This is a genomic window from Olivibacter sp. EAT-5 (genome assembly GCF_044784325.1).
Lineage (GTDB): Bacteria > Bacteroidota > Bacteroidia > Sphingobacteriales > Sphingobacteriaceae > Olivibacter > Olivibacter oleidegradans.
Window position 1 is genome coordinate 3,141,005 of the sequence record NZ_CP173028.1, and the last position, 24,271, is coordinate 3,165,275.

At 40.8% G+C, this 24,271-nt stretch carries 20 protein-coding genes and 1 tRNA gene; 18 read left to right on the forward strand and 3 right to left on the reverse strand.

The window, feature by feature from the left end; all coding sequences use genetic code 11:
* The first annotated feature begins 44 nt into the window (after positions 1 to 44).
* From ACH11B_RS12895 to ACH11B_RS12945, 11 genes are all read left to right on the forward strand, one after another.
* Positions 45 to 115 (forward strand) — tRNA-Trp (locus ACH11B_RS12895).
* A gap of 84 nt (positions 116 to 199) precedes the next feature.
* Positions 200 to 394, forward strand: coding sequence for a preprotein translocase subunit SecE (secE, locus tag ACH11B_RS12900; protein WP_013665675.1), 195 nt, complete (start codon positions 200 to 202; stop codon positions 392 to 394).
* A gap of 19 nt (positions 395 to 413) precedes the next feature.
* Positions 414 to 959 carry a transcription termination/antitermination protein NusG gene (gene nusG / locus ACH11B_RS12905; protein WP_013665676.1) on the forward strand — a complete coding sequence of 182 codons (546 nt, stop codon included), beginning with the start codon at positions 414 to 416 and terminating at the stop codon, positions 957 to 959.
* Positions 960 to 1,188: 229 nt separating this feature from the next.
* The gene (rplK, locus tag ACH11B_RS12910; RefSeq protein ID WP_013665677.1) at positions 1,189 to 1,632 is read left to right on the forward strand and encodes a 50S ribosomal protein L11; all 444 of its coding nucleotides are present in this window, start codon (positions 1,189 to 1,191) and stop codon (positions 1,630 to 1,632) included.
* Between the two features lie 23 nt (positions 1,633 to 1,655).
* A complete protein-coding gene (gene rplA, locus ACH11B_RS12915; RefSeq protein WP_013665678.1) occupies positions 1,656 to 2,354 on the forward strand; it encodes a 50S ribosomal protein L1 in 699 nt (232 codons plus the stop codon).
* Positions 2,355 to 2,356: 2 nt separating this feature from the next.
* Complete coding sequence (gene rplJ, locus ACH11B_RS12920; protein WP_013665679.1) at positions 2,357 to 2,875, forward strand: 50S ribosomal protein L10; 519 nt, start codon at positions 2,357 to 2,359, stop codon at positions 2,873 to 2,875.
* A 70-nt stretch (positions 2,876 to 2,945) separates the two neighbouring features.
* Complete coding sequence (gene rplL, locus ACH11B_RS12925) at positions 2,946 to 3,326, forward strand: 50S ribosomal protein L7/L12 (protein ID WP_130856890.1); 381 nt, start codon at positions 2,946 to 2,948, stop codon at positions 3,324 to 3,326.
* 159 nt (positions 3,327 to 3,485) lie between these two features.
* Complete coding sequence (gene rpoB / locus ACH11B_RS12930; RefSeq protein WP_013665681.1) at positions 3,486 to 7,295, forward strand: DNA-directed RNA polymerase subunit beta; 3,810 nt, start codon at positions 3,486 to 3,488, stop codon at positions 7,293 to 7,295.
* A gap of 78 nt (positions 7,296 to 7,373) precedes the next feature.
* On the forward strand, positions 7,374 to 11,654 hold the full coding sequence (gene rpoC, locus ACH11B_RS12935) for a DNA-directed RNA polymerase subunit beta' (protein WP_013665682.1): 4,281 nt from the start codon (positions 7,374 to 7,376) through the stop codon (positions 11,652 to 11,654).
* A gap of 125 nt (positions 11,655 to 11,779) precedes the next feature.
* The gene (locus tag ACH11B_RS12940) at positions 11,780 to 12,085 is read left to right on the forward strand and encodes a DUF3467 domain-containing protein (protein ID WP_013665683.1); all 306 of its coding nucleotides are present in this window, start codon (positions 11,780 to 11,782) and stop codon (positions 12,083 to 12,085) included.
* A 113-nt stretch (positions 12,086 to 12,198) separates the two neighbouring features.
* Positions 12,199 to 13,008 (forward strand): SDR family oxidoreductase, encoded by an 810-nt coding sequence (locus ACH11B_RS12945; RefSeq protein WP_013665684.1) that lies wholly within the window; start codon positions 12,199 to 12,201, stop codon positions 13,006 to 13,008.
* A gap of 70 nt (positions 13,009 to 13,078) precedes the next feature.
* Here ACH11B_RS12945 and lysS read toward each other — a convergent pair whose 3' ends face one another.
* Positions 13,079 to 14,797, reverse strand: a complete 1,719-nt coding sequence (gene lysS, locus ACH11B_RS12950) for a lysine--tRNA ligase (protein WP_130856893.1) — start codon at positions 14,795 to 14,797, stop codon at positions 13,079 to 13,081.
* 409 nt (positions 14,798 to 15,206) lie between these two features.
* Here lysS and ACH11B_RS12955 point away from each other — a divergent pair, with 409 nt between their 5' ends.
* Genes ACH11B_RS12955 through ACH11B_RS12965 form a run of 3 tightly spaced genes read left to right on the forward strand, consistent with a single transcriptional unit; the run spans position 15,207 to position 17,521 of the window.
* Positions 15,207 to 15,809, forward strand: coding sequence for an RNA polymerase sigma factor (locus ACH11B_RS12955; protein ID WP_130856895.1), 603 nt, complete (start codon positions 15,207 to 15,209; stop codon positions 15,807 to 15,809).
* A gap of 15 nt (positions 15,810 to 15,824) precedes the next feature.
* Positions 15,825 to 17,156 (forward strand): hypothetical protein, encoded by a 1,332-nt coding sequence (locus ACH11B_RS12960; RefSeq protein ID WP_377612341.1) that lies wholly within the window; start codon positions 15,825 to 15,827, stop codon positions 17,154 to 17,156.
* 32 nt (positions 17,157 to 17,188) lie between these two features.
* Positions 17,189 to 17,521, forward strand: a complete 333-nt coding sequence (locus ACH11B_RS12965; protein ID WP_013665688.1) for a hypothetical protein — start codon at positions 17,189 to 17,191, stop codon at positions 17,519 to 17,521.
* 49 nt (positions 17,522 to 17,570) lie between these two features.
* Here ACH11B_RS12965 and ACH11B_RS12970 read toward each other — a convergent pair whose 3' ends face one another.
* Together ACH11B_RS12970 and ACH11B_RS12975 are read right to left on the reverse strand one after the other, a co-directional pair.
* The gene (locus ACH11B_RS12970; protein ID WP_377612339.1) at positions 17,571 to 18,875 is read right to left on the reverse strand and encodes an OmpA family protein; all 1,305 of its coding nucleotides are present in this window, start codon (positions 18,873 to 18,875) and stop codon (positions 17,571 to 17,573) included.
* Between the two features lie 190 nt (positions 18,876 to 19,065).
* Entirely contained in the window at positions 19,066 to 19,545 is a 480-nt protein-coding gene (locus ACH11B_RS12975; RefSeq protein ID WP_377612337.1) for a DUF4293 domain-containing protein, read from the reverse strand.
* Between the two features lie 132 nt (positions 19,546 to 19,677).
* On the opposite strand from ACH11B_RS12975, the gene truA reads away from it, so the two are divergent.
* From truA to ACH11B_RS12995, 4 genes are all read left to right on the forward strand, one after another.
* Complete coding sequence (truA, locus tag ACH11B_RS12980; RefSeq protein ID WP_013665691.1) at positions 19,678 to 20,445, forward strand: tRNA pseudouridine(38-40) synthase TruA; 768 nt, start codon at positions 19,678 to 19,680, stop codon at positions 20,443 to 20,445.
* Positions 20,446 to 20,534: 89 nt separating this feature from the next.
* Positions 20,535 to 22,355 (forward strand): ABC transporter ATP-binding protein, encoded by a 1,821-nt coding sequence (locus tag ACH11B_RS12985; protein ID WP_377612335.1) that lies wholly within the window; start codon positions 20,535 to 20,537, stop codon positions 22,353 to 22,355.
* Positions 22,356 to 22,623: 268 nt separating this feature from the next.
* On the forward strand, positions 22,624 to 23,505 hold the full coding sequence (sucD, locus tag ACH11B_RS12990; protein WP_013665693.1) for a succinate--CoA ligase subunit alpha: 882 nt from the start codon (positions 22,624 to 22,626) through the stop codon (positions 23,503 to 23,505).
* 232 nt (positions 23,506 to 23,737) lie between these two features.
* Entirely contained in the window at positions 23,738 to 24,145 is a 408-nt protein-coding gene (locus ACH11B_RS12995) for a methionine-R-sulfoxide reductase (RefSeq protein ID WP_198140337.1), read from the forward strand.
* Positions 24,146 to 24,271 lie beyond the last annotated feature (126 nt).

The window sequence follows — 24,271 nt, forward strand, 5'->3', positions numbered from 1 at the left end:
TAGGCATTAGCTAATTGGTGAAAAGCCAATTAGCTAATCGTTTTACGGGCATAGTTCAATGGTAGAATAGAGGTCTCCAAAACCTTTGATCAGGGTTCGAATCCTTGTGCCCGTGCTAAATAACAGTCGGTTTCGTTGGCGTGAAAAGGTTAACAGTGAACCGTTAGCTAAAGTCTAAAGAACATATCTCTATCATACAATGGCAAATGTACTTGATTTTATAAAAGACTCCTATCATGAGATGACTCAGAAGGTGTCTTGGCCAACATGGTCGGAGTTGCAGAATTCAGCGGTGGTGGTGCTTGTTGCGTCAATCATCATAGCACTGATTGTACTAGCAATGGATCAATCATCAAGTGCAATATTGAAACTTTTTTACGGTACGACGGCCTAAAATCAAGGAGGATTATAGAATGGCAGATCAGCAATTGAAATGGTATGTTGTACGCGCGGTAAGCGGTAAAGAGAAGAAAGTAAAGCAATATATTGAGGCTGAGATTAATCGCTTAGGAATAAATCATTTGGTTCCTCAGGTTTTAATCCCGATGGAGAAATATTTTCAGATGCGCGAGGGAAAGAAGATCGCCAAAGAAAGAAATTATTATCCGGGATATGTTTTACTCGAAGCAGCTTTAGATGGAGAATTGGAGCATGTTATAAAGAATATCAATAGTGTCATCGGATTTTTAGGTGACAAAGCTGGTAATGCCATTCCGCTGAGACAAGCTGAGGTTAACCGCATATTGGGAACAGTAGATGAAATGAGTGAGCAGGGCGAGATGATGAATGTTCCTTACTATGTGGGAGAGTCTGTTAAAGTAACGGATGGACCATTTAATGGTTTCTCCGGCGAGATAGAAGAGGTGAACGAAGAGAAGAAAAAGTTGAAGGTGATGGTGAAAGTCTTTGGTAGAAAGACACCGCTGGAACTAAATTATATGCAAGTTGAAAAGGAGTAATCTTCTATTACTCGATCCCAACGAATATTTTTCGCCTTAATACAACAAAGTTCAGATTTTACAAAAAAATATTTTGTTATTCTCTGAATTTTGTTGTATTTTTGCGCACTCTAAAAAAGTGTAAGGGCTTCTCGTAATTTAGTCCACTTGAGTGAGAAAAAAACAAATGTTACGTTATATTGCTTCCAACTTACTAACAAACATTTAGTAATTTAAATTAAATCGAAAAATGGCAAAAGAAGTCAGTGCGTTAGTGAAATTACAGGTGAAGGGTGGCGCAGCTAATCCATCACCCCCTGTGGGACCTGCTTTAGGTGCAAAAGGGGTGAACATCATGGAATTTTGCAAGCAGTTCAATGCACGTACCCAAGACAAGCCAGGCAAAGTATTACCGGTTGTAATTACTGTGTATGCTGACAAGTCTTTCGATTTTATCATCAAGACTCCACCGGTTGCTGTTCAACTTATTGAAGTAGCAGGCATAAAGGGAGGCTCGGGCGAACCTAACCGTAAAAAGGTAGGTAAAGTTACTTGGGAACAAGTTGAAGCTATCGCCAAAGATAAAATGAGCGACTTAAACGCTTTTACAGTAGAGTCGGCCATGAAAATGGTGGCTGGTACAGCACGTAGTATGGGTATCACTGTAAGTGGTGATGCACCCTGGAACAATTAATTAACAGAAATCAGTTTAAGAAAGTGGCTAGATTAACAAAAAATCAAAAGGCGGCACTATCCAAAATTGAAGCTGGTAAAGCGTATACTTTGCAGGAGGCAGCAGCACTTGTAAAGGAGATTACCACTACCAAGTTTGATGCGTCCGTGGATATCGATGTTCGTTTGGGCGTAGATCCACGTAAAGCAAATCAGATGGTTCGTGGTATAGCTACCTTGCCTCATGGAACCGGTAAGACCGTACGTGTTTTAGTTTTGTGTACTCCGGATAAGGAGGAAGAAGCTAAAGCAGCGGGTGCGGATTATGTAGGTTTAGATGAGTATATCAGCAAAATTGAGGGTGGATGGACCGATGTTGATATCATTATTACCATGCCTAGCGTGATGGCTAAAGTAGGTAGATTGGGTCGTATTTTAGGCCCTAGAAACCTAATGCCTAACCCTAAGTCAGGAACGGTTACCCAAGATGTGGGTAAAGCAGTTACTGAAGTAAAAGGCGGTAAGATTGATTTCAAGGTTGACAAGACCGGTATCATTCATGCTTCAGTTGGTAAAGTGTCATTCGATGCAGACAAGATTTATGATAATGCGTTGGAAGTAATCCAAACAATTTCGAAATTGAAGCCGTCTGCAGCGAAAGGAACATATTTTAAGAGTATCCACCTCTCTTCAACAATGAGTCCGGGTATTCAAGTGGAAACTAAATCAGTAGCGGGGATTTAATCATGAGAAAAGAAGAAAAACAAGAAATTGTTCAAGCTTTAACTGATCAGATCAAATCTTACGGTAATTTCTATATTACTGATACTGCTGATTTGACTGTTGCAAAAGTTAACAATATCCGTCGCAAATGCTTTGAAAGAGGTATCAAAATTCAAGTAGCTAAGAATTCATTGATCGTTAAAGCTTTAGAAGCAGCCGGAGTTGATTCAGAAGAACTAAAAGGGGTGCTAAAAGGTGCTTCTACTATCCTTTTCTCTGAAACAGGTAATGCTCCTGCGAAATTGATCAAAGAACTCCGTAAAGAGGGTGATAAGCCGATCTTGAAGGGAGCTTATATTGATGCTTCGGTATTTGTTGGGGATGCCCAATTAGATTCGTTAGTTGCTCTGAAATCGAAAGAAGAGCTTATCGGCGATATCATTGGATTGCTTCAATCACCTGCTAAGAATGTTGTTTCTGCTCTTAAGTCGGGTGGAAGTACAATCGCAGGTTTGGTGAAAACTTTACAGGAAAGAGGTTAACGGAACCATTAAAACCGTTCAAGTAACAATAGTTTAATAGAAAAAAGTAAATTCAAAAATTTAAAATAAAATGGCAGATTTAAAAGCGTTTGCTGAGCAGTTAGTAAACTTAACAGTAAAAGAAGTTAACGAGTTAGCTCAAATCTTAAAAGATGAGTATGGTATTGAGCCAGCTGCTGCAGCTGTAGCTGTTGCTGGCCCTGCTGCAGGTGGTGATGCTCCTGCTGCTGCTGAAGAGAAAACATCTTTTGATGTAATCTTGAAAGAAGCTGGTGGTCAGAAATTGGCTGTTGTTAAATTAGTGAAAGATTTAACTGGTTTAGGCCTTAAAGAAGCTAAAGATTTAGTTGACGGCGCTCCTAAAGAATTAAAAGCTGGTGTTGCTAAAGATGAAGCTGAAGCTTTGAAAAAACAACTAGAAGAAGCAGGAGCTGTTGTTGAGATTAAGTAATTCTCATCTAAAGAGATCCTAAATGGTTTTAGACTCCGGTATTTCTACTGGGGTCTATTGCCGTTTATATTATCCCAAAAATACTGTTGGACTGTACAGAACCATCTTTCGGTTAAAACATGTCGCGTGAAGTTTAATTTAAACTAAAATATAATTCCCTTGGCAAACAAAGATATTCGTAACGAAAGAGTAAACTTTGCAACCAGCAAAAGAGTCATCGACTATCCCGACTTTCTGGATGTGCAATTGCAGTCTTTCAAGGAGTTTTTCCAATTGGAAACAACTTCTGATAACCGCCACCAGGAAGGGCTGTTCAAAGTTTTTTCTGAAAACTTCCCTATTTCTGATTCAAGAAACATTTTTGTGCTTGAATTTTTGGATTATTTCATCGATCCGCCACGTTATGATATTCAGGAATGTATCGAACGCGGCTTAACTTATAGCGTTCCGCTAAAAGCTAAGTTACGTTTATCATGTAATGATGAAGAACACGAAGATTTCGAAACCATAGTACAAGATGTGTATTTGGGAACTATCCCTTATATGACACCCAAAGGTACTTTCGTTATCAATGGCGCAGAGCGGGTAATCGTATCGCAACTTCACCGTTCGCCCGGTGTATTCTTTGGCCAAAGCCGCCATACCAATGGCACCAAACTATACTCTGCGAGGGTGATTCCTTTCAAAGGGTCTTGGATCGAATTTGCTACTGATGTTAATAATGTCATGTACGCTTATATCGACCGTAAAAAGAAATTCCCGGTAACGACTCTTTTGCGTGCTATTGGTTATGACTCGGATAAAGATATCCTTGAGTTATTCGAATTGGCCGACGAAGTAAAAGTTAGCAAATCCGGCTTGAAGAAATTAGTTGGCCGTAAATTGGCTGCTAGAGTTCTGAAAAGATGGGTTGAAGACTTTGTAGATGAAGATACCGGAGAAGTTGTATCGATTGATCGTAACGAAATTATCCTGGAACGTGAAACGATTCTGGAAGACGATCATATCGACATGATTATAGATGCCGGTGTTAAGTCTATCATTCTCACTAAAGAAGATAGCTCAAATAACGCTGATTATTCTATCATCTATAACACTTTACAGAAAGATACTTCCAACTCAGAGAAAGAAGCGGTAGAGCACATTTACCGTCAGTTAAGAAATGCGGAACCACCTGATGAAGAAACAGCTCGTGGTATTATTGAGCGCTTATTCTTCTCTGATAAACGATATGACTTGGGTGATGTGGGACGTTACCGCATTAACCGTAAATTGCAATTGGATACGCCTGATGAGATCAAAGTATTAACGAAGCAAGATATCATTGCCATTGTTAAGTACTTGATAAATCTGATCAATTCGAAGGCGGAAGTGGATGATATTGATCATTTGTCTAATCGACGTGTGCGCACCGTAGGCGAGCAGTTATATGCCCAATTTGGGGTAGGACTTTCTCGTATGGCACGTACAATTCGCGAGCGAATGAATATTCGAGATAACGAGGTGTTTACTCCAACTGATTTGATCAATGCACGTACTTTATCGTCTGTTATCAATTCATTCTTCGGAACCAACCAGTTATCGCAGTTTATGGATCAAACCAATCCATTAGCTGAAATCACACATAAGCGTCGTCTTTCTGCCCTCGGACCGGGGGGGCTTTCGCGAGAGCGTGCCGGTTTTGAGGTTCGTGACGTTCACTATACGCACTACGGCCGCCTATGTACGATTGAAACACCGGAAGGTCCGAACATCGGTTTGATTTCTTCCTTATGTGTACACGCAAAAATCAATAACCTCGGTTTTATCGAAACTCCTTATCGAAAAGTTCAAGATGGTAGGGTAGTGGTGGAAGAGCCCGTCGTTTATTTATCGGCAGAGGACGAAGATGGCAAAACCATCGCACAGGCCAATGCAGAATATGACGAAAAAGGTAATTTCACTACACCGAAAGTGAAAGCCCGCTTCGAAGGTGACTTCCCAATCATCGAACCGGAACGTTTAGATTTAATGGACATTGCACCGAACCAAATTACTTCGATTGCAGCTTCATTGATTCCGTTCTTGGAACACGATGATGCGAACCGTGCATTAATGGGATCAAACATGCAACGTCAAGCAGTTCCATTATTGCGTCCACAAGCGCCTATTGTGGGTACTGGATTGGAAGGCCGTGTAGCGAGTGACTCCCGTACCTTAATTAATGCGGAAGGCAACGGAGTGGTTGAGTACGTTGATGCGAACGAGATAAAAATTCGCTATGATCGGAACGAAGATGAGAAATTAGTTTCTTTCGACGATGATATTAAAACATATCGCTTAATCAAGTTCAAGAAAACAAACCAGAGCACCTGTATTAACTTGAAGCCTATTGTTCGTAAAGGACAACGTGTGGTTGAAGGACAAGTGTTATGCGAGGGCTATGCGACCGAAAACGGTGAACTCGCTTTGGGGCGTAACCTGAAAGTTGCTTTCATGCCATGGCAAGGATATAACTTCGAGGATGCGATCGTTATTTCTGAACGAGTGGTAAGCCAAGATATATTCACTTCTTTACATATCGAAGAATTTGAATTGGAGGTGCGTGATACTAAACGCGGGGAAGAAGAGCTTACTTCTGATATTCCCAACGTTTCTGAAGAAGCAACCAAAGATTTAGATGAAAACGGTATTATCCGTATTGGGGCAGAAGTGCGCGAAGGAGATATCCTGATTGGTAAAATTACACCTAAGGGTGAATCCGATCCTTCTCCCGAAGAAAAGCTCTTACGTGCAATCTTTGGTGATAAAGCAGGCGATGTAAAAGATGCATCTTTAAAAACACCTCCGTCAATCCGTGGGGTGGTAATTGATACAAAGCTCTTTTCGCGTGCTAAAAAAGCTGACAAGAAAGAGGAAAAAGCTGCTTTGGAACGTTTGGATCTTAATCATGAGCGTGCCGTTCGTCAATTAAGAGAACGCCTGATCGATAAATTATTTGCTATTGTAAATGGCAAAACATCACAAGGTGTGTATAACGTATACAAAGAGCTTTTGATTCCTAAGGGAGCTAAATTTACGCAGAAGATGTTGGCTGAACTTGACTTTGCTAATATCAACCCTTCTAAATGGACCACAGACGACGACAAGAACGAGCTGGTAAAACAGGCTTTACACTTCTATAATATCAAATTGAATGAGGAGCTTGGAGCTTATCGTCGTGATAAATTTGCCATTACAGTAGGTGATGAACTACCATCCGGTATTGTGCAGATGGCTAAAGTTTACGTCGCGAAGAAACGCAAGCTTAAAGTAGGTGATAAGATGGCGGGTCGTCACGGAAATAAGGGTATCGTAGCGCGTATTGTACGTGATGAGGATATGCCTTTCTTAGAAGACGGAACACCTGTAGATATTGTATTAAACCCACTTGGGGTACCTTCTCGTATGAACCTTGGACAGATTTATGAAACCGTTCTTGGTTGGGCAGGACAAAAACTAGGTGTGAAGTTTGCAACACCGATATTTGATGGAGCTTCCACTGAAGAAGTGGAGGAGTGGGTCGCTAAAGCCGGTTTACCTGCTTCCGGAAGAACCTATTTATATAATGGTTTAACGGGTGAGCGATTTGACCAGCCAACTACTGTTGGTGTAATTTACATGCTTAAATTAGGTCACATGGTAGACGACAAGATGCACGCACGTTCTATCGGACCATACTCCCTTATTACGCAGCAACCGCTTGGTGGTAAAGCGCAATTTGGTGGCCAACGTTTTGGTGAGATGGAGGTATGGGCGCTGGAAGCATTTGGTGCATCCAACATTCTACAAGAGATTCTTACTGTTAAGTCAGATGATGTTATCGGTAGAGCCAAGACCTACGAAGCAATCGTTAAAGGCGATAATTTGCCTACGCCATCTGTACCTGAATCATTCAATGTATTGGTACATGAGCTTCGCGGCTTAGGTTTAGATATCACGTTAGAATAGAGTTTTAAATTTTAAGTTGTACGTCCTAAGTATTTGTACGTACAACTTATTACGTATAACTCATAACTAAAAAGAGCTATGTCTTACAAGAAAGATAATAAAATAAAAAGCAACTTCACCTCGATTACGATCAGCTTGTCGTCTCCAGAAGCTATTTTGGAGCGTTCCAGCGGTGAAGTATTAAAACCGGAAACCATTAACTACCGTACTTATAAGCCGGAGCGTGATGGTCTGTTTTGTGAGCGTATCTTCGGTCCTGTAAAGGATTACGAATGCCATTGCGGTAAGTATAAGCGTATTCGTTATAAAGGTATCGTCTGCGATCGATGTGGCGTAGAAGTTACTGAAAAGAAGGTGCGTAGAGAGCGCATGGGACATATTAATTTGGTTGTTCCGGTAGCTCATATCTGGTATTTTCGTTCACTTCCAAATAAGATTGGATATTTACTAGGTTTGCCAACTAAGAAGTTGGATATGATTATCTACTATGAGCGATATGTCGTAATCCAGCCTGGTATAAAGGAAGAAGATGGCATCCAGTACATGGATTTCTTAACGGAGGAAGAGTATCTGGATATATTGGATACTTTACCAAAGGAGAATCAATATCTTGACGATAAGGATCCTCAGAAGTTTGTGGCGAAGATGGGGGCTGAAGCGTTGGAAGAATTATTGCAGCGAATTGATTTAGATCAATTGTCATATGATTTACGTCACCAAGCCGCTAATGAGACTTCGCAACAACGTAAAAATGAAGCATTAAAACGCCTTCAAGTAGTTGAAGCTTTCCGCGGGTCACGCGAGCGTATTGAAAATCGTCCGGAGTGGATGATTGTTAAAATCGTTCCGGTTATTCCTCCCGAGTTACGTCCTTTAGTTCCTTTGGAAGGTGGGCGCTTTGCTACGTCAGATTTGAACGACTTATATCGCCGTGTTATTATTAGAAATAACCGTTTAAAACGTTTGATCGAAATCAAAGCACCTGAAGTAATTTTACGTAACGAAAAGCGTATGCTTCAGGAAGCTGTGGATTCATTATTCGATAACTCCCGTAAAGTGAATGCCGTGAAGACGGAAGGTAACCGTGCACTAAAATCACTTTCCGATATCCTAAAAGGTAAACAAGGGCGTTTCCGTCAGAACTTATTAGGTAAGCGTGTTGACTATTCGGCACGTTCCGTTATTGTGGTTGGACCAAACCTGAAACTGCATGAGTGCGGATTGCCTAAAGATATGGCTGCTGAATTATACAAACCGTTTATTATCCGTAAAATGATTGAACGCGGGGTTGTAAAAACAGTGAAATCAGCCAAAAAAATCGTTGACCGTAAAGATCCGATTGTTTGGGATATTTTGGAAAACGTATTGAAAGGACACCCTGTTCTTCTTAACCGTGCACCTACGTTGCACCGTTTAGGTATCCAGGCTTTTCAGCCGAAATTAGTGGAAGGAAAGGCGATTCAGCTTCACCCCTTAGTGTGTACAGCGTTCAACGCCGACTTTGACGGTGACCAGATGGCGGTGCATTTGCCTTTAGGAAATGCAGCTATTTTGGAGGCTCAAATACTAATGTTAGCCGCTCATAACATTTTGAACCCGGCGAATGGTACACCGATTACCGTACCTTCTCAGGACATGGTTTTGGGACTTTATTACATTACAAAGGGACGTAGAACAGATGATTCGCGTGTGGTAAAAGGCCAGGATATGACCTTCTACTCGCCGGAAGAAGTTATCATTGCTTATAACGAGAAGAAAATTGATTTACACGCCTTTATTAAGGTTAAAACTAATGTAAAGGATAAAGATGGTAATATCGTTAAGCAATTAATTGATACAACCGTTGGTAGGGTTTTATTCAATCAAGTAGTTCCGGAAGAGGTAGGTTATATCAATGAGCTACTTACGAAGAAGTCTTTACGTGATATCATCGGCGATGTGGTGAAAACCACTGGTATGGCCAGAGCAGCGAAGTTCTTGGATGATATTAAAGAACTTGGTTTCCAAATGGCGTTCCGTGGAGGTTTATCATTTAACTTACAAGATCTTAATATTCCGGATGCGAAAGCTGGTTTAATTGAGCAAGCAACACGTGAAGTAGAAGAAGTGATGAATAACTATAATATGGGATTCATTACCAATAACGAACGTTATAACCAAATTATCGATATCTGGACGCGTATTAACAACCGTTTGACTGCCAATGTGATGGATATTTTATCCAATGATAACCAAGGCTTTAATTCGGTTTATATGATGCTGGATTCAGGTGCCCGTGGTTCTAAGGAGCAGATTCGTCAGCTCTGTGGAATGCGGGGATTGATGGCGAAACCGCAAAAATCCGGTTCGTCAGGAGGTGAAATTATCGAAAACCCAATTTTATCCAACTTTAAGGAAGGTTTATCGGTACTCGAGTACTTTATCTCAACGCACGGTGCTCGTAAAGGTCTTGCGGATACGGCATTAAAGACAGCTGACGCCGGGTACTTAACTCGTCGTTTGCACGATGTTGCGCAAGATATGATCGTTACCGAGGAGGATTGTGGTACATTGAGAGGTATTTTCACTACTGCTCTGAAAGATAACGAAGACATCGTTGAACCTTTATATGACCGTATACTAGGACGTACTTCGCTGCACGATGTGTATGATCCGGTAAGCAATGAACTATTGGTTAGTGCTGATCAAGATATTACGGAAGAGATTGCAGAGAAGATAGAGCGTTCTTCAGTAGAAGGTATAGAAATTCGTTCGGTATTAACTTGCGAAAGCAAGCGCGGTGTTTGTGCCTTGTGTTATGGACGTAACCTTGCGTCGGGTAAACGTGTTCAAATGGGAGAAGCGGTTGGTGTTATTGCCGCTCAGTCTATCGGTGAGCCAGGTACACAGCTTACACTTCGTACGTTCCACGTGGGTGGTACGGCTTCTAACATTGCTGCTGAGTCGCAAATCGTTGCTAAATTTGACGGTATCGTTGAATTCGAGAATATGCGTTCGGTAGAGCGCGAAACGGAAGAAGGTAAATTGCACATCGTATTGGGCCGCTCAGGTGAATTCCGCATTCTTGATCCGGAATCTAAGAAGGTACTGATGACCAATAACATTCCTTACGGTTCGTTCCTATACATTGCCGATGGTGATAAGGTAACGAAGGGCGATAGAATCTGTTCTTGGGATCCGTACAACGCGGTTATTATTTCTGAATTTGCAGGTAAGGTTGAATTTGATGCGATCATAGAAGGTGTTACCTATCGTGAAGAGTCTGATGAACAAACCGGACACCGCGAGAAAGTAATCATCGATACGCGTGATAAAACGAAGAACCCGGCGATCAAAATTTTGGATAATGCAGGTGATGTAATCCGTACCTACAACTTACCGGTTGGTGCCCACATTGCTGTGGATAATGCCGGTAAAGCAAAAGTGGGAGAAATTATCGCGAAAATTCCTCGTTCAGCTGGGAAGACCCGCGATATTACGGGGGGTCTACCGCGTGTAACTGAATTGTTTGAAGCAAGAAACCCTTCCAATCCAGCTGTCGTAACAGAAATCGACGGGGTAGTAACGTTAGGTGGTGTTAAACGTGGTAACCGTGAAATTCAAATAGAATCACGTGATGGGCAAGTGAAGAAATACTTAGTGCCACTTTCTAAACACATTTTAGTACAAGATAATGACTTCGTGAAGGCTGGTATGCCGCTTTCTGACGGCTCTATTTCGCCGTCCGATATTTTAGCGATAAAGGGGCCAGCTGCCGTACAAGAGTATTTAGTAAACGGTATTCAGGAAGTTTACCGTCTGCAAGGTGTGAAAATTAATGATAAACACTTTGAGACAATTGTACATCAAATGATGCAAAAGGTCATGATCGAAGACCCAGGCGATACCCGCTTCTTGGAAAAGGATGCTGTTAACAAATGGGATTTTATCGAGGAGAACGACAGTATGTACGATAAGAAAGTGGTAACTGATCCAGGTGATTCAAATGTACTGAAAGCTGGTCAGATCGTGTCTCTACGTAAACTGCGAGAAGAGAATTCTAGTTTGAAACGTCGAGATCTAAAATTGGTACAGGTGCGTGATGCAATTGCTGCTACTTCCAGTCCAATGCTTCAAGGTATTACACGTGCATCATTGGGAACCAAATCGTTTATATCGGCAGCGTCTTTCCAGGAAACTACCAAAGTGTTAAACGAAGCGGCTATTAGTGGTAAACGCGATGATTTACTAGGATTGAAAGAGAATGTTATTGTCGGACACTTAATCCCTTCGGGTACCGGTTTACGTAATTATGACCGTATCATCGTTGGATCTAAAGAGGAATATGATCAGTTGTTGGCTTCTAAAGAAGAAGTTTAATAGTTGTTTATTCACTTTATATTATAAAACCCCGAAGGCTAGTGTTCTTCGGGGTTTTTTGTTTCCTATTTATTATCTTTACCGCTAGATATCATTTAGACATACATGCTTACCATTAAATCAATATGGAAGAACAGGATAATCAATTGAACATAGAACTTACCGAAGATATCGCCGAAGGCATATATTCAAATCTAGCAATCATAACGCACTCCCATACAGAATTTGTTGTCGACTTCATTCGCGTAATGCCAGGAATTCCAAAAGCGAAAGTAAAGTCGAGAATCGTCTTAACACCTGAGCATGCGAAACGATTAATGAAGGCTTTTCAAGATAATATCGCGAAGTATGAAGCCATGAATGGCAAAATTGATACGCATGAGGAACCCCCATTTCCAATGAACTTCGGAGGTCCAACAGCGCAAGCTTAAGCTTGGTTATGAAGTTGTTCATGATGCTTATTGGTTTTAGCCTTGTGATATTTTTATGAAACGCATGGCCGAATCTGACCAACAGCCAATAATGAATAACGAATTGCAAATACATGAAAAATCTAAATTTTAAGGATAAGTGGATATTGGTTACCGGCGCCTCATCGGGATTGGGAGAGGAGATGGCGAGGCAGTTAGCTGTTCAACATGGCGCGAATTTAATTTTGCTAGCTCGTCGTAAAGAGCGGTTGGAACAATTGAAGATTACCATAGAAAGTGAAACGGAATCAAGTGTTGATATTGTTGTTGCAGATTTATCCCAACCCGAGCAGATTGAAGAAATTCTGGAAACAATTATAAGCCGACGAGACTTGTATGCAGCTATCTTAAATGCGGGCGTTACCTATTTGGGGAAGCACTTGGCGCTGCCAAAGGAACAATTTAACCAAATGATCCAAATCAATATCATTAGCGTTACCTATATGACAACCCAATTGGTCGCGTACTTTGAGAAAAAAAAATCTGTCGGTGGTATCATGATCGTCTCCAGTATGGCAGCAATTTTCCCAACACCCTTCCAGGCAGCTTATGCAGGTACTAAGGGGTTTCTACTTAACTTCGCTTCGGCTCTTTCACAGGAGCTAGATAATAAAGAATTGTCGCTTACGATATTTTTACCGGGAGGTATTGCTACGGAAATGACGGCAGGCGACGGCTTTAATGAACTTCGCGGTTATCTGATGCCGGTACAACAGGTTGCAAAAGAAGGATTGCTGGCTTTCAAAAAAAGAAAATCGACTTATATTCCCGGATTTCTCAATCGTTTAAGTAGCAAATTGTCTTTTTTACTCCGGAAGGAGTTTATTATTAAGCAGACGGGTAAGACCTATAAGAAATCGTTGGATAGACATTCGGAGTTGTGAGTTGCCCGTTGTGGGTTATGAGCTTTTTAATTTACAAAACTCACAACTCGTAACCAACAACTCACAACTTTTATTTAAACCATTCCATCACCTCGTCCTTCGTAGGCATGGCAGATTCAATTTTCATTTTTTTCCGTAATCCGCCTAAATCATTGAAGACTTTGTTTGGATTGGCTGCTTTTAAAGACTCAATGGTGATAAGTCCCATCTTCTGCAATGCAGGAACCCAAACAGCTGGAATTCCTTGAGCCTCGTAATCAGTCACAGAAGCGGTTTTGATAACTTTCTCAGGTCGCATCTGTGGGAAAAACAACACATCTTGTATACTTGCCTGATTGGTCATCAGCATTGCTAATCGATCAATACCAATACCGATTCCTGAGGTAGGAGGCATGCCATATTCCAACGCTCTTAGAAAGTCGTAATCAATAAACATCGCCTCATCATCACCCCGCTCCATTAACTTCAACTGATCCTCAAAACGCTTAAGCTGGTCTATTGGATCATTAAGTTCGGAATAAGCATTCGCTAATTCCTTTCCATTTACCATGAGTTCAAAACGTTCAACAAGTCCTTCCTTGCTGCGATGTTTCTTCGTTAAAGGACTCATCTCTACCGGATAATCAATAATAAATGTGGGTTGAATATAATGATGCTCACATTTTTCACCAAATATCTCGTCAATAAGCTTTCCCTTACCCATGCTTTCATCTACTGGGATGTGAAGCTGCTTGCATACATCCCGTAATCCCACCTCATCTAAGCCTGAAACGTCAAAGCCCGTATGCTCTTTTATTGCATCATATATGCTGATCCGTTTATAGGGAGCTGCAAAGTTAATTTCCTTATCGCCAACCGTTATGGTGGTCTTTCCGTTTGTAGCTAGCGCCACCTTCTCGAAGAGCTGCTCTGTGATGTCCATCATCCATAGGTAATCTTTGTATGCCACATAGAATTCGAGTACCGTAAATTCAGGATTATGGGTTCGGTCCATTCCTTCATTGCGAAAGTTTCTGCTGAATTCATACACCCAATCGTAGCCGCCAACGATTAAGCGCTTTAAATACAGCTCATTGGCTATCCGTAAATATAACGGGATGTCAAGTGCGTTATGATGCGTAATAAACGGTCTTGCAGCAGCACCGCCCGGTATACTTTGTAATACCGGTGTGTCTACTTCAATGGCCCCCTGTTCATCCAAAAATTGCCTTATGGCAGATTTGATTTTAGTTACTTTGGTGAACGTTTCCCGAACGTGCGGATTTACTACTAAATCAACGTAACGTTGTCTATAGCGAAATTCAGGATCGGTTACGGCATCGAACACTTTTCCGTCTGCTTCCTTAACTATCGGCAGAGGTTTCAGCGATTTTGCTAGCAATGTCAATTCAGTTGCATGGATGGATATTGTTCCGGTCTGCGTTGTAAAAACGTGTCCCTTTACACCAACAAAATCTCCAATATCCAATAATTTTTTAAAGACGGTGTTATATAATGTTTTATCCTCGGTGGGGCAAAGCTCATCTCTTGTCAGATAAACCTGAATACGACCTGTCGAATCTTGAAGTTCAAAGAAAGAAGCACTTCCCATCACTCGCCTACTCATCATACGACCTGCAATACTAATATTTTTATAATTCAGCTTGTCGCGATCATAATTTTCATGGATGTCCCGTGCGTTAGCATTAATGTCAAATGCCTCTGCAGGATAAGGTTCTATTCCTAATTGGATCAATTGATCTAAAGCCTGTCGGCGCAATACTTCCTGTTCTGATAAAATGCTGCTCATTTAGTTAAAATATGTACTCACTTGAAGGAGAAAGAACATGGGCTTCTGTATACTGATTTACGAAATAACCTCGGTTCTGATTTTTCGCAAACTTAGATAAAATTGGCCTGATATGCAAAGGAGTAAGGCGTAAAAAGGAGTGTATTTTAGCGGTTTTTAGTTATTTATCAATACGTGTGCTGTAGCGTTTTGTTGTTTTTATCGTTATACCGATGTATGGTTAAAAAGAACTACGAGACGGAATTGACAGCAGCTACAAGCTAATTTGAAAATAAAAAGGTGTATCAGGGAAATCCTTTGTGTACCAAAAATAAGAACATCTTTTTTAGCAGGTTTGCGTATTTTTGAATAAGCTTTGTTTATTTGCTAATTAAATAGATGGGGCTTTCCAATTAGTAGTATTGCTGTAGTGAATTACCGTTTAGGATTTTTAAGTAAAAAGAAGACATTAACACTAGAAAGTGCCTTGGATGCTTGTGTCCAAACGGATGCGGAACGGGCTAAAGAATTTATCTACAAAAAGTACTATGGATACGTGTTAGCAGTAGTGGCAAGGTATATAAAAAGCGAATACGATGCGGAAGAGCTGGTAAATGAAACATTTATTAAAGCGTTTAAAAATCTGCCTCGATTCAACAGAGTAGGTGAAGGAAATGTTCTTGAAAAATCATTTAGAGGTTGGCTAGCAAGAATAGCAGCAAATTTATCCATTGACTTATTACGATCTCAAAAAAATATGGTGGCAATGGAGGATGTAGGTGAGCAAGAAGTTAAACCGGTTTTGGTTAATGCTTCCGACAAGCTCTTTGCAGAAGATATCCTAAAGCTTTTAGAGAGATTACCCGAAATTCAACGGATCATTTTCAACTTATACGAAATCGAAGGATATGCACATGAAGAGATTGGAAAAATGTTAAATATACCTGACAGTACATCCAGAACATACTTAACCCGGGCAAAACAGCGGTTACGGAAGCTTTATATTGAGGAGTTCGCCATAGGAAAACAATAAAGTATAGAATTTACTATGAAAGAAAAAGATAATAAGGAACTGATCGATCGTATGGCTGAAGTCTTGCGAGAGCATTCAGCGCCTTATAGAGAAGGGGCATGGGAACGATTTGCAAGCACGCAAAAGCAAGGACGAAAGGTTGTACCAATTTGGTACCTTGGGGGCGTGGCAGCTGCCGTTTTATTAGGGGTGGCGCTTTTTATGAATAGAAATAATGTTGACAGGCAAATTCCACCTGCAATAACTTATACACAAAATAACGGATCTGGGGAATCTAAAGGAGATTCTTTGCTGAAACAAGCCTCTCCGGTGATTACTGGGGAGACAAGTGCTGAGCATAATAACAAACGTAATGGGAGCGTACTGGCCCAGTCATCTAACAGAGGTTCTGAAGGAAAAAGCGCATCTACTTTCGCAGAAGTATTTAATAAGGAACAACCAACCAAAATTGATAATCGCATAGCGCAATTTGATCAAAAGAAAAATGAAGCTTTATCTTCTAATGGCTCTAGTATCGAAAGAGAGGAGCCGAATTCGGAGCAAGTGCAACAAAAAGGCAAAATTATCGGAGATACATCTAAAGAAAAAGAAGAAGCATTAATTAGCATGTTGAGGGAGAACAGCTCGTCGTCGAATTCTTCTGAACGTGCATTGATGAATAATGCCGACTATTCCGGAAATAAGCGCTGGAATGTAGGCGTTGTGTTTGCGCCCTCGCTAACAGAAGAACGTTTCAATATGGGAGGGGGGGTAACCGTAGCGTATAACATATCCAAAAAAGTATCTATTGGTTCTGGTGTTTCTTTGGTTGATTTAGGATTCCATCAGTCGTCACCCAACGCATCGAACGGAACCATGAATTCGCCCGTTTCAGCTTCACTAAGCGACGCATCTCCGACACTAAATGCAAAATCGCTTGAAACCAAAGAGCTAACGTCGATAAATACTAATTTGTTAGCTTTGGACATCCCAATTGATATTAAATATCAGGTGAGTAAACAATTTTATGCCAGTGCGGGCATTTCCTTTTTTGCGGTATTAAATGAAGATCGGACCAATAACTTTTTGACTCGGACACCAACAAATAGGACAATTCAAAACACGGAAGGCTATGCTTTCAGCCAGCCGGAATTCCAAGTGAATAACGTCAGTGAAAAAGCGGAAGAGACACCATTTCAAGGGAATGGCTATTCCGGGTTTCTCAACTTTTCAGTGGGAAGAAAAATGCCTATTTCGAGAAAAGTGGGTATCGCCGTTGAACCGTTTTTCAAGATTCCAATCGGTAGCTTATCCAATCAAAATATGAATCTTCGTTATGGCGGCATTCGTGTAATTACCAGTTTTTAGTAACTTAGGTGAGTTGATCGCGCATAAGGCTTATGAAGGTTTACTATATTATCCCGGCAAGCAGTAAAGTGCAAGCAATGGCTTTATGGCCTTTTGTCATTGCGAATACATCGCTGCGAAATCGAGGGGTTTCTATGCAGTTGTTAAGACATGAAAAAATTCATCTGAGGCAACAATTGGAATTGTTGATTTTACCCTTTTACATTTGGTATATTGGTGAGTGGCTGGTAAGATGGTGGATTTGTAAGGATCCGAATCGTGCTTATCGAACTATTTGTTTTGAGCGCGAAGCATATATTAACGATGAGCAAAAAAATTATCTGAAGGTTAGGAAGGCTTGGAGTTTCTTAAAATATCTAAAATAAAAAGGACATCTATTGATGTCCTTTTTATTTTAGATAACGATAATGTTCATTAATAAAGTGTGAACTCTACTCGACGATTAGCTTGTCGTCCTTCTGCTGTCGCATTCGTCGCAATTGGTTGAGTTGGTCCATAACCGGTTGCTTCAATACGTGATGGATTAGCTCCTTTACTTACTAAGTAAGCTTTAACAGCTTCCGCACGTTCTTTTGACAAACGCATATTCAATTTCATTGAACCTGTGTTATCGGTATGTCCTGCCAATTTAAGACTGAAATTCTTCTCTACTAATAACCTGGCCACCTTATCTAAGCTTGGATAAGATGTAGGACGAATCGTTGCTTTACTTAGATCAAACTCTAAGTTTTTAATAGCTTCATCTACTACCCGACGATCTTCTTCCGTTACGGTGATTTGTTGTACTACTTTTTTAGCTTCAGGAAGCGGGCAGCCCGATCCATCTACTTTTGCATCAGCTGCGGTGCCTGGGCACTTATCAAATTTATTCGCAACACCATCACCGTCATCATCTGCTAAATCAGTTGTTAATTGAGCTTTTAACGCTTCATTTTCCTCTTTTTGTGCTTTCAAAGCTGCCGCTAATTCGTCATAACTTGCCTGGTATTCTTTACGCATATCGACTACAGGATTACGATTGCCTAGGAATGGTTTTGTAGCATCTCCCAAAGCGAATTCAAGACCGGCATGTACGTAAGAGAACATATCTACTTTGTTGGTGCTTAAACCATCAAGCGTACCGGTATTTGCCAGATTGACTTGGTAACCTAAATCTATATTGATCCCATTAGCTACACCGAATTTAAAACCTAAGCCTGCAGGAATAAACGCTTTGGTGGTTGAGCCAAGCTCTTGTTCCACACCGCCCATTGTTATTGTCGGATTGTAATTGAGTGCTCCCAATCCTACTGTCAAATAAGGCTTAATTACACCCTGTTGATGTCTCCAACTAATATTCGCCAATGTAATGTCGGCACTTAAAGCGGCCGACCACGGAAGCTTAGTGGAAAATTTATCATTACTTCCTTCGGCGCTACCACTTAATTTTCCTCCTAAATATTCAGCTCTCAGTCCGAATGCAGGTGTAATTTGCTTTTTTACGTAAAAATTATAACCCAATTGACTTTCTGAGGAACCGAAGTCCTTTCTTAATCCGATAATGTTCCATTGATTAATCACCCCGGCTCCGACACCGATTGACCAGGTTCTAAATTCACTCTCAGGTGCAAATGGCTTAACATCATTTACCTGGGTGGTCTGAGCAAATGCAGGCGCAGAAGCGAAAAGTGCTAAAGCGACTAGAGAGTTGGTTTTTTTTAGTCTAAAGTTTTTGATCATAAAATTTAATTTCGTTTCTAAATTGTTTTCTGAAATTTGATGCTGTGTTACCAAAAATTAGACCATTTCCTGCTTGGCTGATGTAACGAATTGATTATTAGGTGATTTTGTCTGGGAGGAGGAGTGGGAAATGTGCTAAAAAAAGGACGATTTCTCGCTCTTTTTCACACATTTCCTCAAAAAGGTACAGTTATCGTAAACGATCTGCCGACTTGATAAGTTTGGTATCGTGATTAATGCCTTTAAGCGCTAAGAGTAGAAAAATAATATAGGGAGGGATAAGTAACGCACCGATACCGATATTATTTAGCTCGAGACTTTTGTTAACTGTTTCAACAGCACTATTAGCAGACAGAAACAGCCAAAAAGCAAAGAGAATGACCAATAAAAGAGTAACTAATATCAGACTTACCTGTTTTTTTCTGTTTTTATATTTTAAAATGGTGATCAGCGGTAATACCGCCAATAAAATTGTTGCGATTGCCTGAAGGATAAAAGTGAAAGACGTGCTCAACTGATTACGGCCTCCGGCGTTATTTAAAACCCCTGTTACTTTTAATGCCATGGCAATCCCGCTGTTGTCAGAAAATTGCGCGTATGGGAATAAAAATAAGACCAGGATAGTCACCGAAGCCAACAATAGCCAAACAGTTTGTATACGTTGTATCATGTAAAAAATATATATTGCTACAAAGATAATATATTCGTATCAACGCGCAAGGTATAAGTACACCTTGGATATGGAGAAAGTCTTTCTTATGGATGTCAAAAATCTACCTACTTTTATCTAAGTTTGCAGGTAGTGAAATCAGCAACGAAAAGATATTTTGTAGAACTTGCTTTCCATGGGGGAGCTTACCATGGCTGGCAAATACAGGAAAATGCAATTAGCGTGCAGGAGGTACTTAATAAAGCTTTGGGTACCCTATTACGGGTGCCAGTTAATACGGTCGGCTGCGGAAGAACGGATACCGGTGTACACGCAAAGCAGCTCTTTGCACACTTTGACGATGCGGTTGGTGCGATTGAAGGCAATGAAGAACGCATTGTGACAGGTTTGAACGCGCTATTACCGACAGATATTGCGGTAAAGCAACTTTTTGTTGTTGCTCCTAATGCGCACGCTCGTTTTGATGCGATCAAACGATCTTACGAGTATCATATACACTTCGGTAAGAATCCATTCCTACATGGCTTTTCTTGGCAATTAAGGGATCGACCGGATGTGGAAGCGATGAACGAGGCCGCGCGACACATGATGAAATATAAGGATTTCAGCTGTTTCAGTAAATCACATACACAAGTTTTTACCAATAACTGTCAGCTTACGAAGGCAGAATGGCAATGGCTTGATGGAGGGCGTCTGGTTTTTTATATATCGGCTGATCGGTTTTTGAGGAATATGGTAAGGGCAATAGTTGGTACTTTAATGGAAATTGGAAACGGAAAACGCGATTTAAATTATATTCACGAAGTCATCAATAGCAAGAACAGAAGCATGGCAGGTGTTTCGGTGCCTGCTTGTGGATTATATCTTACCGAGGTTTTGTATCCCTGGGACGAAAAATAAAGTAAAAAGTTCCTTTAAAAACGGACGGTGTATCAATAATTAAAAAGCTGTAGGCTGATATCTGAGGGCCGAACGCAGCGAATGTAAAAATGAGTGAAGCAAAGATAACAGGTAGAACATATGACACCCAACTGTTACGCAGACTGGGAAAATATTTAAGACCCTATCGAACCTATTTTGTTTGGTCGGTTATACTCACCCTTATTGTAGCAGGTATCTCTCCTCTTTTACCGATGTTGGTAGAATATACCCTTGATCAGTTTATTTTAAAGAACAACTATCAGGGACTGAATATCATGACTTTAATCATGTTCGGTTTGCTGATTTTTCAAACCGCTATCAGATATTATCACACCTTGCTGACCAATTCGTTGGGACAGTCTGTTATTCGCGATCTCCGAATTGAGACCTTTAATCATATCACGGATCTTCGGCTGAAGTATTTCGATAAGACTCCAATTGGTAGACTGATAACCCGTACAATATCGGACTTGGAAACCATTGCCGATATATTTTCTGAGGGATTAATACAAATCATTGGTGATATTTTGCAGTTGATTGTGATCATAGGTGTCATGTTCTATACTGATTGGGAGTTGACACTCATTGTATTAATACCGATGCCGTTGATGGTTATTGCTACTCATTTCTTTCAAGAAGCCATGAAGTCTGCCTTTCAGGATGTGAGGCATTGGGTATCCAATTTGAATACCTTCTTGCAAGAGCATATTTCAGGTGTGAGCATTATCCAATTCTTTGCGCGTGAGAAACAAGAAATGGATAAGTTTAAAGCGATTAACGCGGAACATCGAAATGCCCATATTCGTTCTAATTGGTATTTTTCCATTTTTTTTCCGGTTATCGAGATTATCATGGCCATCGCCTTGGGATTACTTGTTTGGTATGGTTCTAAATCTATTTTGGCAGGGCGTATCTCACCCGGTGTTGTGGTTGCCTTTATTATGTATATCAATATGATTTTTCGGCCTATCCGAGAATTAGTTGATAAATTTAACACACTCCAGATGGGAATGGTAGGGGCAGAGCGTATCTTTACTGTTTTAGATACGGATGAAAAGACTCCAAACGATGGAATTTTAAAACCGGAAAAAATAAAGGGAGATATCACTTTCGATCATGTTTGGTTTACCTATGACGATTATATTGAAACGAACAAGAAATTAAACTTACCGGATCCGATCGTTGACGATCACAGCGTAAAATGGGTGCTCAAGGATGTGAGCTTTACCGTAAAGGCCGGTGAAACGCTGGCCTTAGTCGGCGCAACCGGTGCAGGTAAGTCTTCCACCATCAATATTCTTAGTAGGTTTTATGAGATCAGTAAAGGATCGATCCGATTAGACGGTGTCGATATCCGGTCGTATGACATTAACTATCTGCGTAAAACAATTGCAACCGTCCTGCAGGACGTTTTTCTTTTTTCCGATACGGTAGCTAATAATATAAGTCTTTACGATCCAAGCATTACTCGGGAGGCCATGATAGAAGCAGCAAAGAGGGTGGGAGCACATGAATTTATTGAGCGTCTACCTGGCGGTTATGATTATCAGGTTAGGGAACGAGGATCCACTCTGTCGGCAGGTCAAGCCCAGTTAATATCCTTTATAAGAGCTTTGGTCCACGATCCCAAGATCCTCGTGCTTGACGAAGCGACTTCCTCCGTAGATACTGAAACAGAGTTGCTGATTCAGGCCGCTATTGACAAGCTGATGAAAAATCGAACCTCCATTGTCATTGCTCATCGTTTGTCTACTATTCAGAAAGCCGACAAAATCATTGTGCTCGACCATGGTGAAATAAAGGAGATAGGCAATCACCAGGAACTCCTTCATCTAAATGGCTATTATAAGCGCTTATATGATTTGCAGTTCCACTCTGCGGGCATTTAATGTGGCTGTTGGTAATTCGTTGCCGGTTATTCGTTGTTCGACGGGATACCCTGCGGCTGGTTGCAGTGTACATAAATCTAGGGCCCTTGCAATCGAAACAAGTATCTTTAAGGATCGCAGCTTATAGCTTACAGCCTAAAGGCTACAGCCTAAAGCTTATGGCTTAAAACTTATAACTTAAAACGTACAATTGGCTGAAAGCTATTTTAAATCTCTTTCCCTTATTTTAAAATGAATTTAGTAAGTTTGCCATACAAAAATTCGACCAATGAGTGTACTTGTAAATAAAGATTCAAAAGTTATAGTTCAGGGCTTTACCGGCACTGAAGGTTCGTTCCATGCGTCACAAATGATCGAGTATGGTACCAATGTAGTAGGTGGTGTAACTCCTGGAAAAGGAGGGCAGACTCATTTAGACCGCCCTGTGTTTAATACGGTTCAAGACGCGGTAGATACTACGGGTGCTAACGTATCCATTATTTTCGTCCCCCCCGCGTTTGCTGCGGATGCAATCATGGAAGCTGCGAGTGCAGGAGTGGAAGTTATCGTTTGTATTACAGAAGGTATTCCTACAAAAGATATGATCCAGGTGAAGGAATATCTAAAAGATAAAAAATCTCGTTTAATCGGACCGAATTGTCCAGGTATTATTACTGCTGATGAAGCGAAAATCGGCATCATGCCTGGTTTTATCTTCAAAAAAGGTAATGTCGGAGTTGTTTCCAAATCGGGTACTTTAACATATGAAGCAGTAGACCAAACGGTAAAAGCCGGATTAGGAATTACAACAGCTATTGGTATTGGTGGAGACCCTATTATCGGCACCACTACAAAGGAGGCAGTAGAGTTATTGATGAACGATCCCGAGACAGAGGGTATTATTATGATTGGCGAAATCGGCGGCGGAATGGAAGCTGAAGCAGCCCGTTGGATCAAAGAGCATGGCACTAAACCAGTGGTTGGTTTCATTGCCGGACAGACTGCGCCTCCGGGACGCAGAATGGGACATGCCGGAGCGATCGTCGGTGGAGCTGACGACACCGCAGCAGCGAAAATGAAGATCATGCGTGAATGCGGAATCCGTGTAGTAGAATCTCCTGCCGAAATCGGTGTTGCTATCGCTGAAGAATTAGCGAAAGTACAAGCCTAAGCTTCATTAAAAAGATCATTGATATGGAAGCTGCAGGTTAAATGTTAAATTACGATCAGCTGACAACATAAATAGAAAGCCCGAAAAAAAATCGGGCTTTTTTCGTATATTGTATTAATAGCTGAACAATATGAGGAACATTAGTGTTTTATTGCTGTGTTTAGGTTTGTTTTTTCAAGCCTGTGCACAAAACGCGTCGCGCGAAAATAAATCAACTCAAAAAAAAGTACAAATGGAATCAAAAGAGCAAATAGATACGACTATTAAGTCGGCCGGTAATTATAATAAATTAAGTGCAGAAGAAGCTTGGGTCATAGAACAAAAAGGTACAGAAAGACCTTTTACAGGTGCTTTACTAGACAATAAGGCTAAAGGCGTGTATGTTTGCCGCAAATGCAATGCACCCCTTTATCGCTCTGAAGATAAATTTGAATCGCATTGCGGGTGGCCGAGTTTTGATGATGAGATAAAAGGTGCCGTTAAACGGATTCCTGATCCGGATGGCATGCGAACGGAGATTGTGTGTGCTAATTGTGGCGGGCATCTTGGGCATGTGTTTTTAGGAGAAGGATTTACAACAAAAAATACCAGACATTGTGTCAACTCCATTTCTATGAAGTTTGTTCCGTTAGAAAAGTAACGGAAAGTATATCGTAAGCTCCAGACGATTGAGCAGTCCAACAAATAATTGTATGGGATAGTTATGATCTCGGAAAACACTACATTTAACTGGTCGAACATATAGTATTGTGCATTGCCTTGTTAT

Coding starts and splice junctions, on each gene's coding strand:
- secE (WP_013665675.1), top strand. CDS start 200: ATGGCAAATGTACTTGATTTTATAAAAGACTCCTATCATGAGATGACT.
- nusG (WP_013665676.1), top strand. CDS start 414: ATGGCAGATCAGCAATTGAAATGGTATGTTGTACGCGCGGTAAGCGGT.
- rplK (WP_013665677.1), top strand. CDS start 1,189: ATGGCAAAAGAAGTCAGTGCGTTAGTGAAATTACAGGTGAAGGGTGGC.
- rplJ (WP_013665679.1), top strand. CDS start 2,357: ATGAGAAAAGAAGAAAAACAAGAAATTGTTCAAGCTTTAACTGATCAG.
- rplL (WP_130856890.1), top strand. CDS start 2,946: ATGGCAGATTTAAAAGCGTTTGCTGAGCAGTTAGTAAACTTAACAGTA.
- rpoC (WP_013665682.1), top strand. CDS start 7,374: ATGTCTTACAAGAAAGATAATAAAATAAAAAGCAACTTCACCTCGATT.
- ACH11B_RS12940 (WP_013665683.1), top strand. CDS start 11,780: ATGGAAGAACAGGATAATCAATTGAACATAGAACTTACCGAAGATATC.
- ACH11B_RS12945 (WP_013665684.1), top strand. CDS start 12,199: ATGAAAAATCTAAATTTTAAGGATAAGTGGATATTGGTTACCGGCGCC.
- lysS (WP_130856893.1), bottom strand. CDS start 14,797: ATGAGCAGCATTTTATCAGAACAGGAAGTATTGCGCCGACAGGCTTTA.
- ACH11B_RS12960 (WP_377612341.1), top strand. CDS start 15,825: ATGAAAGAAAAAGATAATAAGGAACTGATCGATCGTATGGCTGAAGTC.
- ACH11B_RS12965 (WP_013665688.1), top strand. CDS start 17,189: ATGAAGGTTTACTATATTATCCCGGCAAGCAGTAAAGTGCAAGCAATG.
- ACH11B_RS12970 (WP_377612339.1), bottom strand. CDS start 18,875: ATGATCAAAAACTTTAGACTAAAAAAAACCAACTCTCTAGTCGCTTTA.
- ACH11B_RS12975 (WP_377612337.1), bottom strand. CDS start 19,545: ATGATACAACGTATACAAACTGTTTGGCTATTGTTGGCTTCGGTGACT.
- ACH11B_RS12985 (WP_377612335.1), top strand. CDS start 20,535: ATGAGTGAAGCAAAGATAACAGGTAGAACATATGACACCCAACTGTTA.
- sucD (WP_013665693.1), top strand. CDS start 22,624: ATGAGTGTACTTGTAAATAAAGATTCAAAAGTTATAGTTCAGGGCTTT.
- ACH11B_RS12995 (WP_198140337.1), top strand. CDS start 23,738: ATGGAATCAAAAGAGCAAATAGATACGACTATTAAGTCGGCCGGTAAT.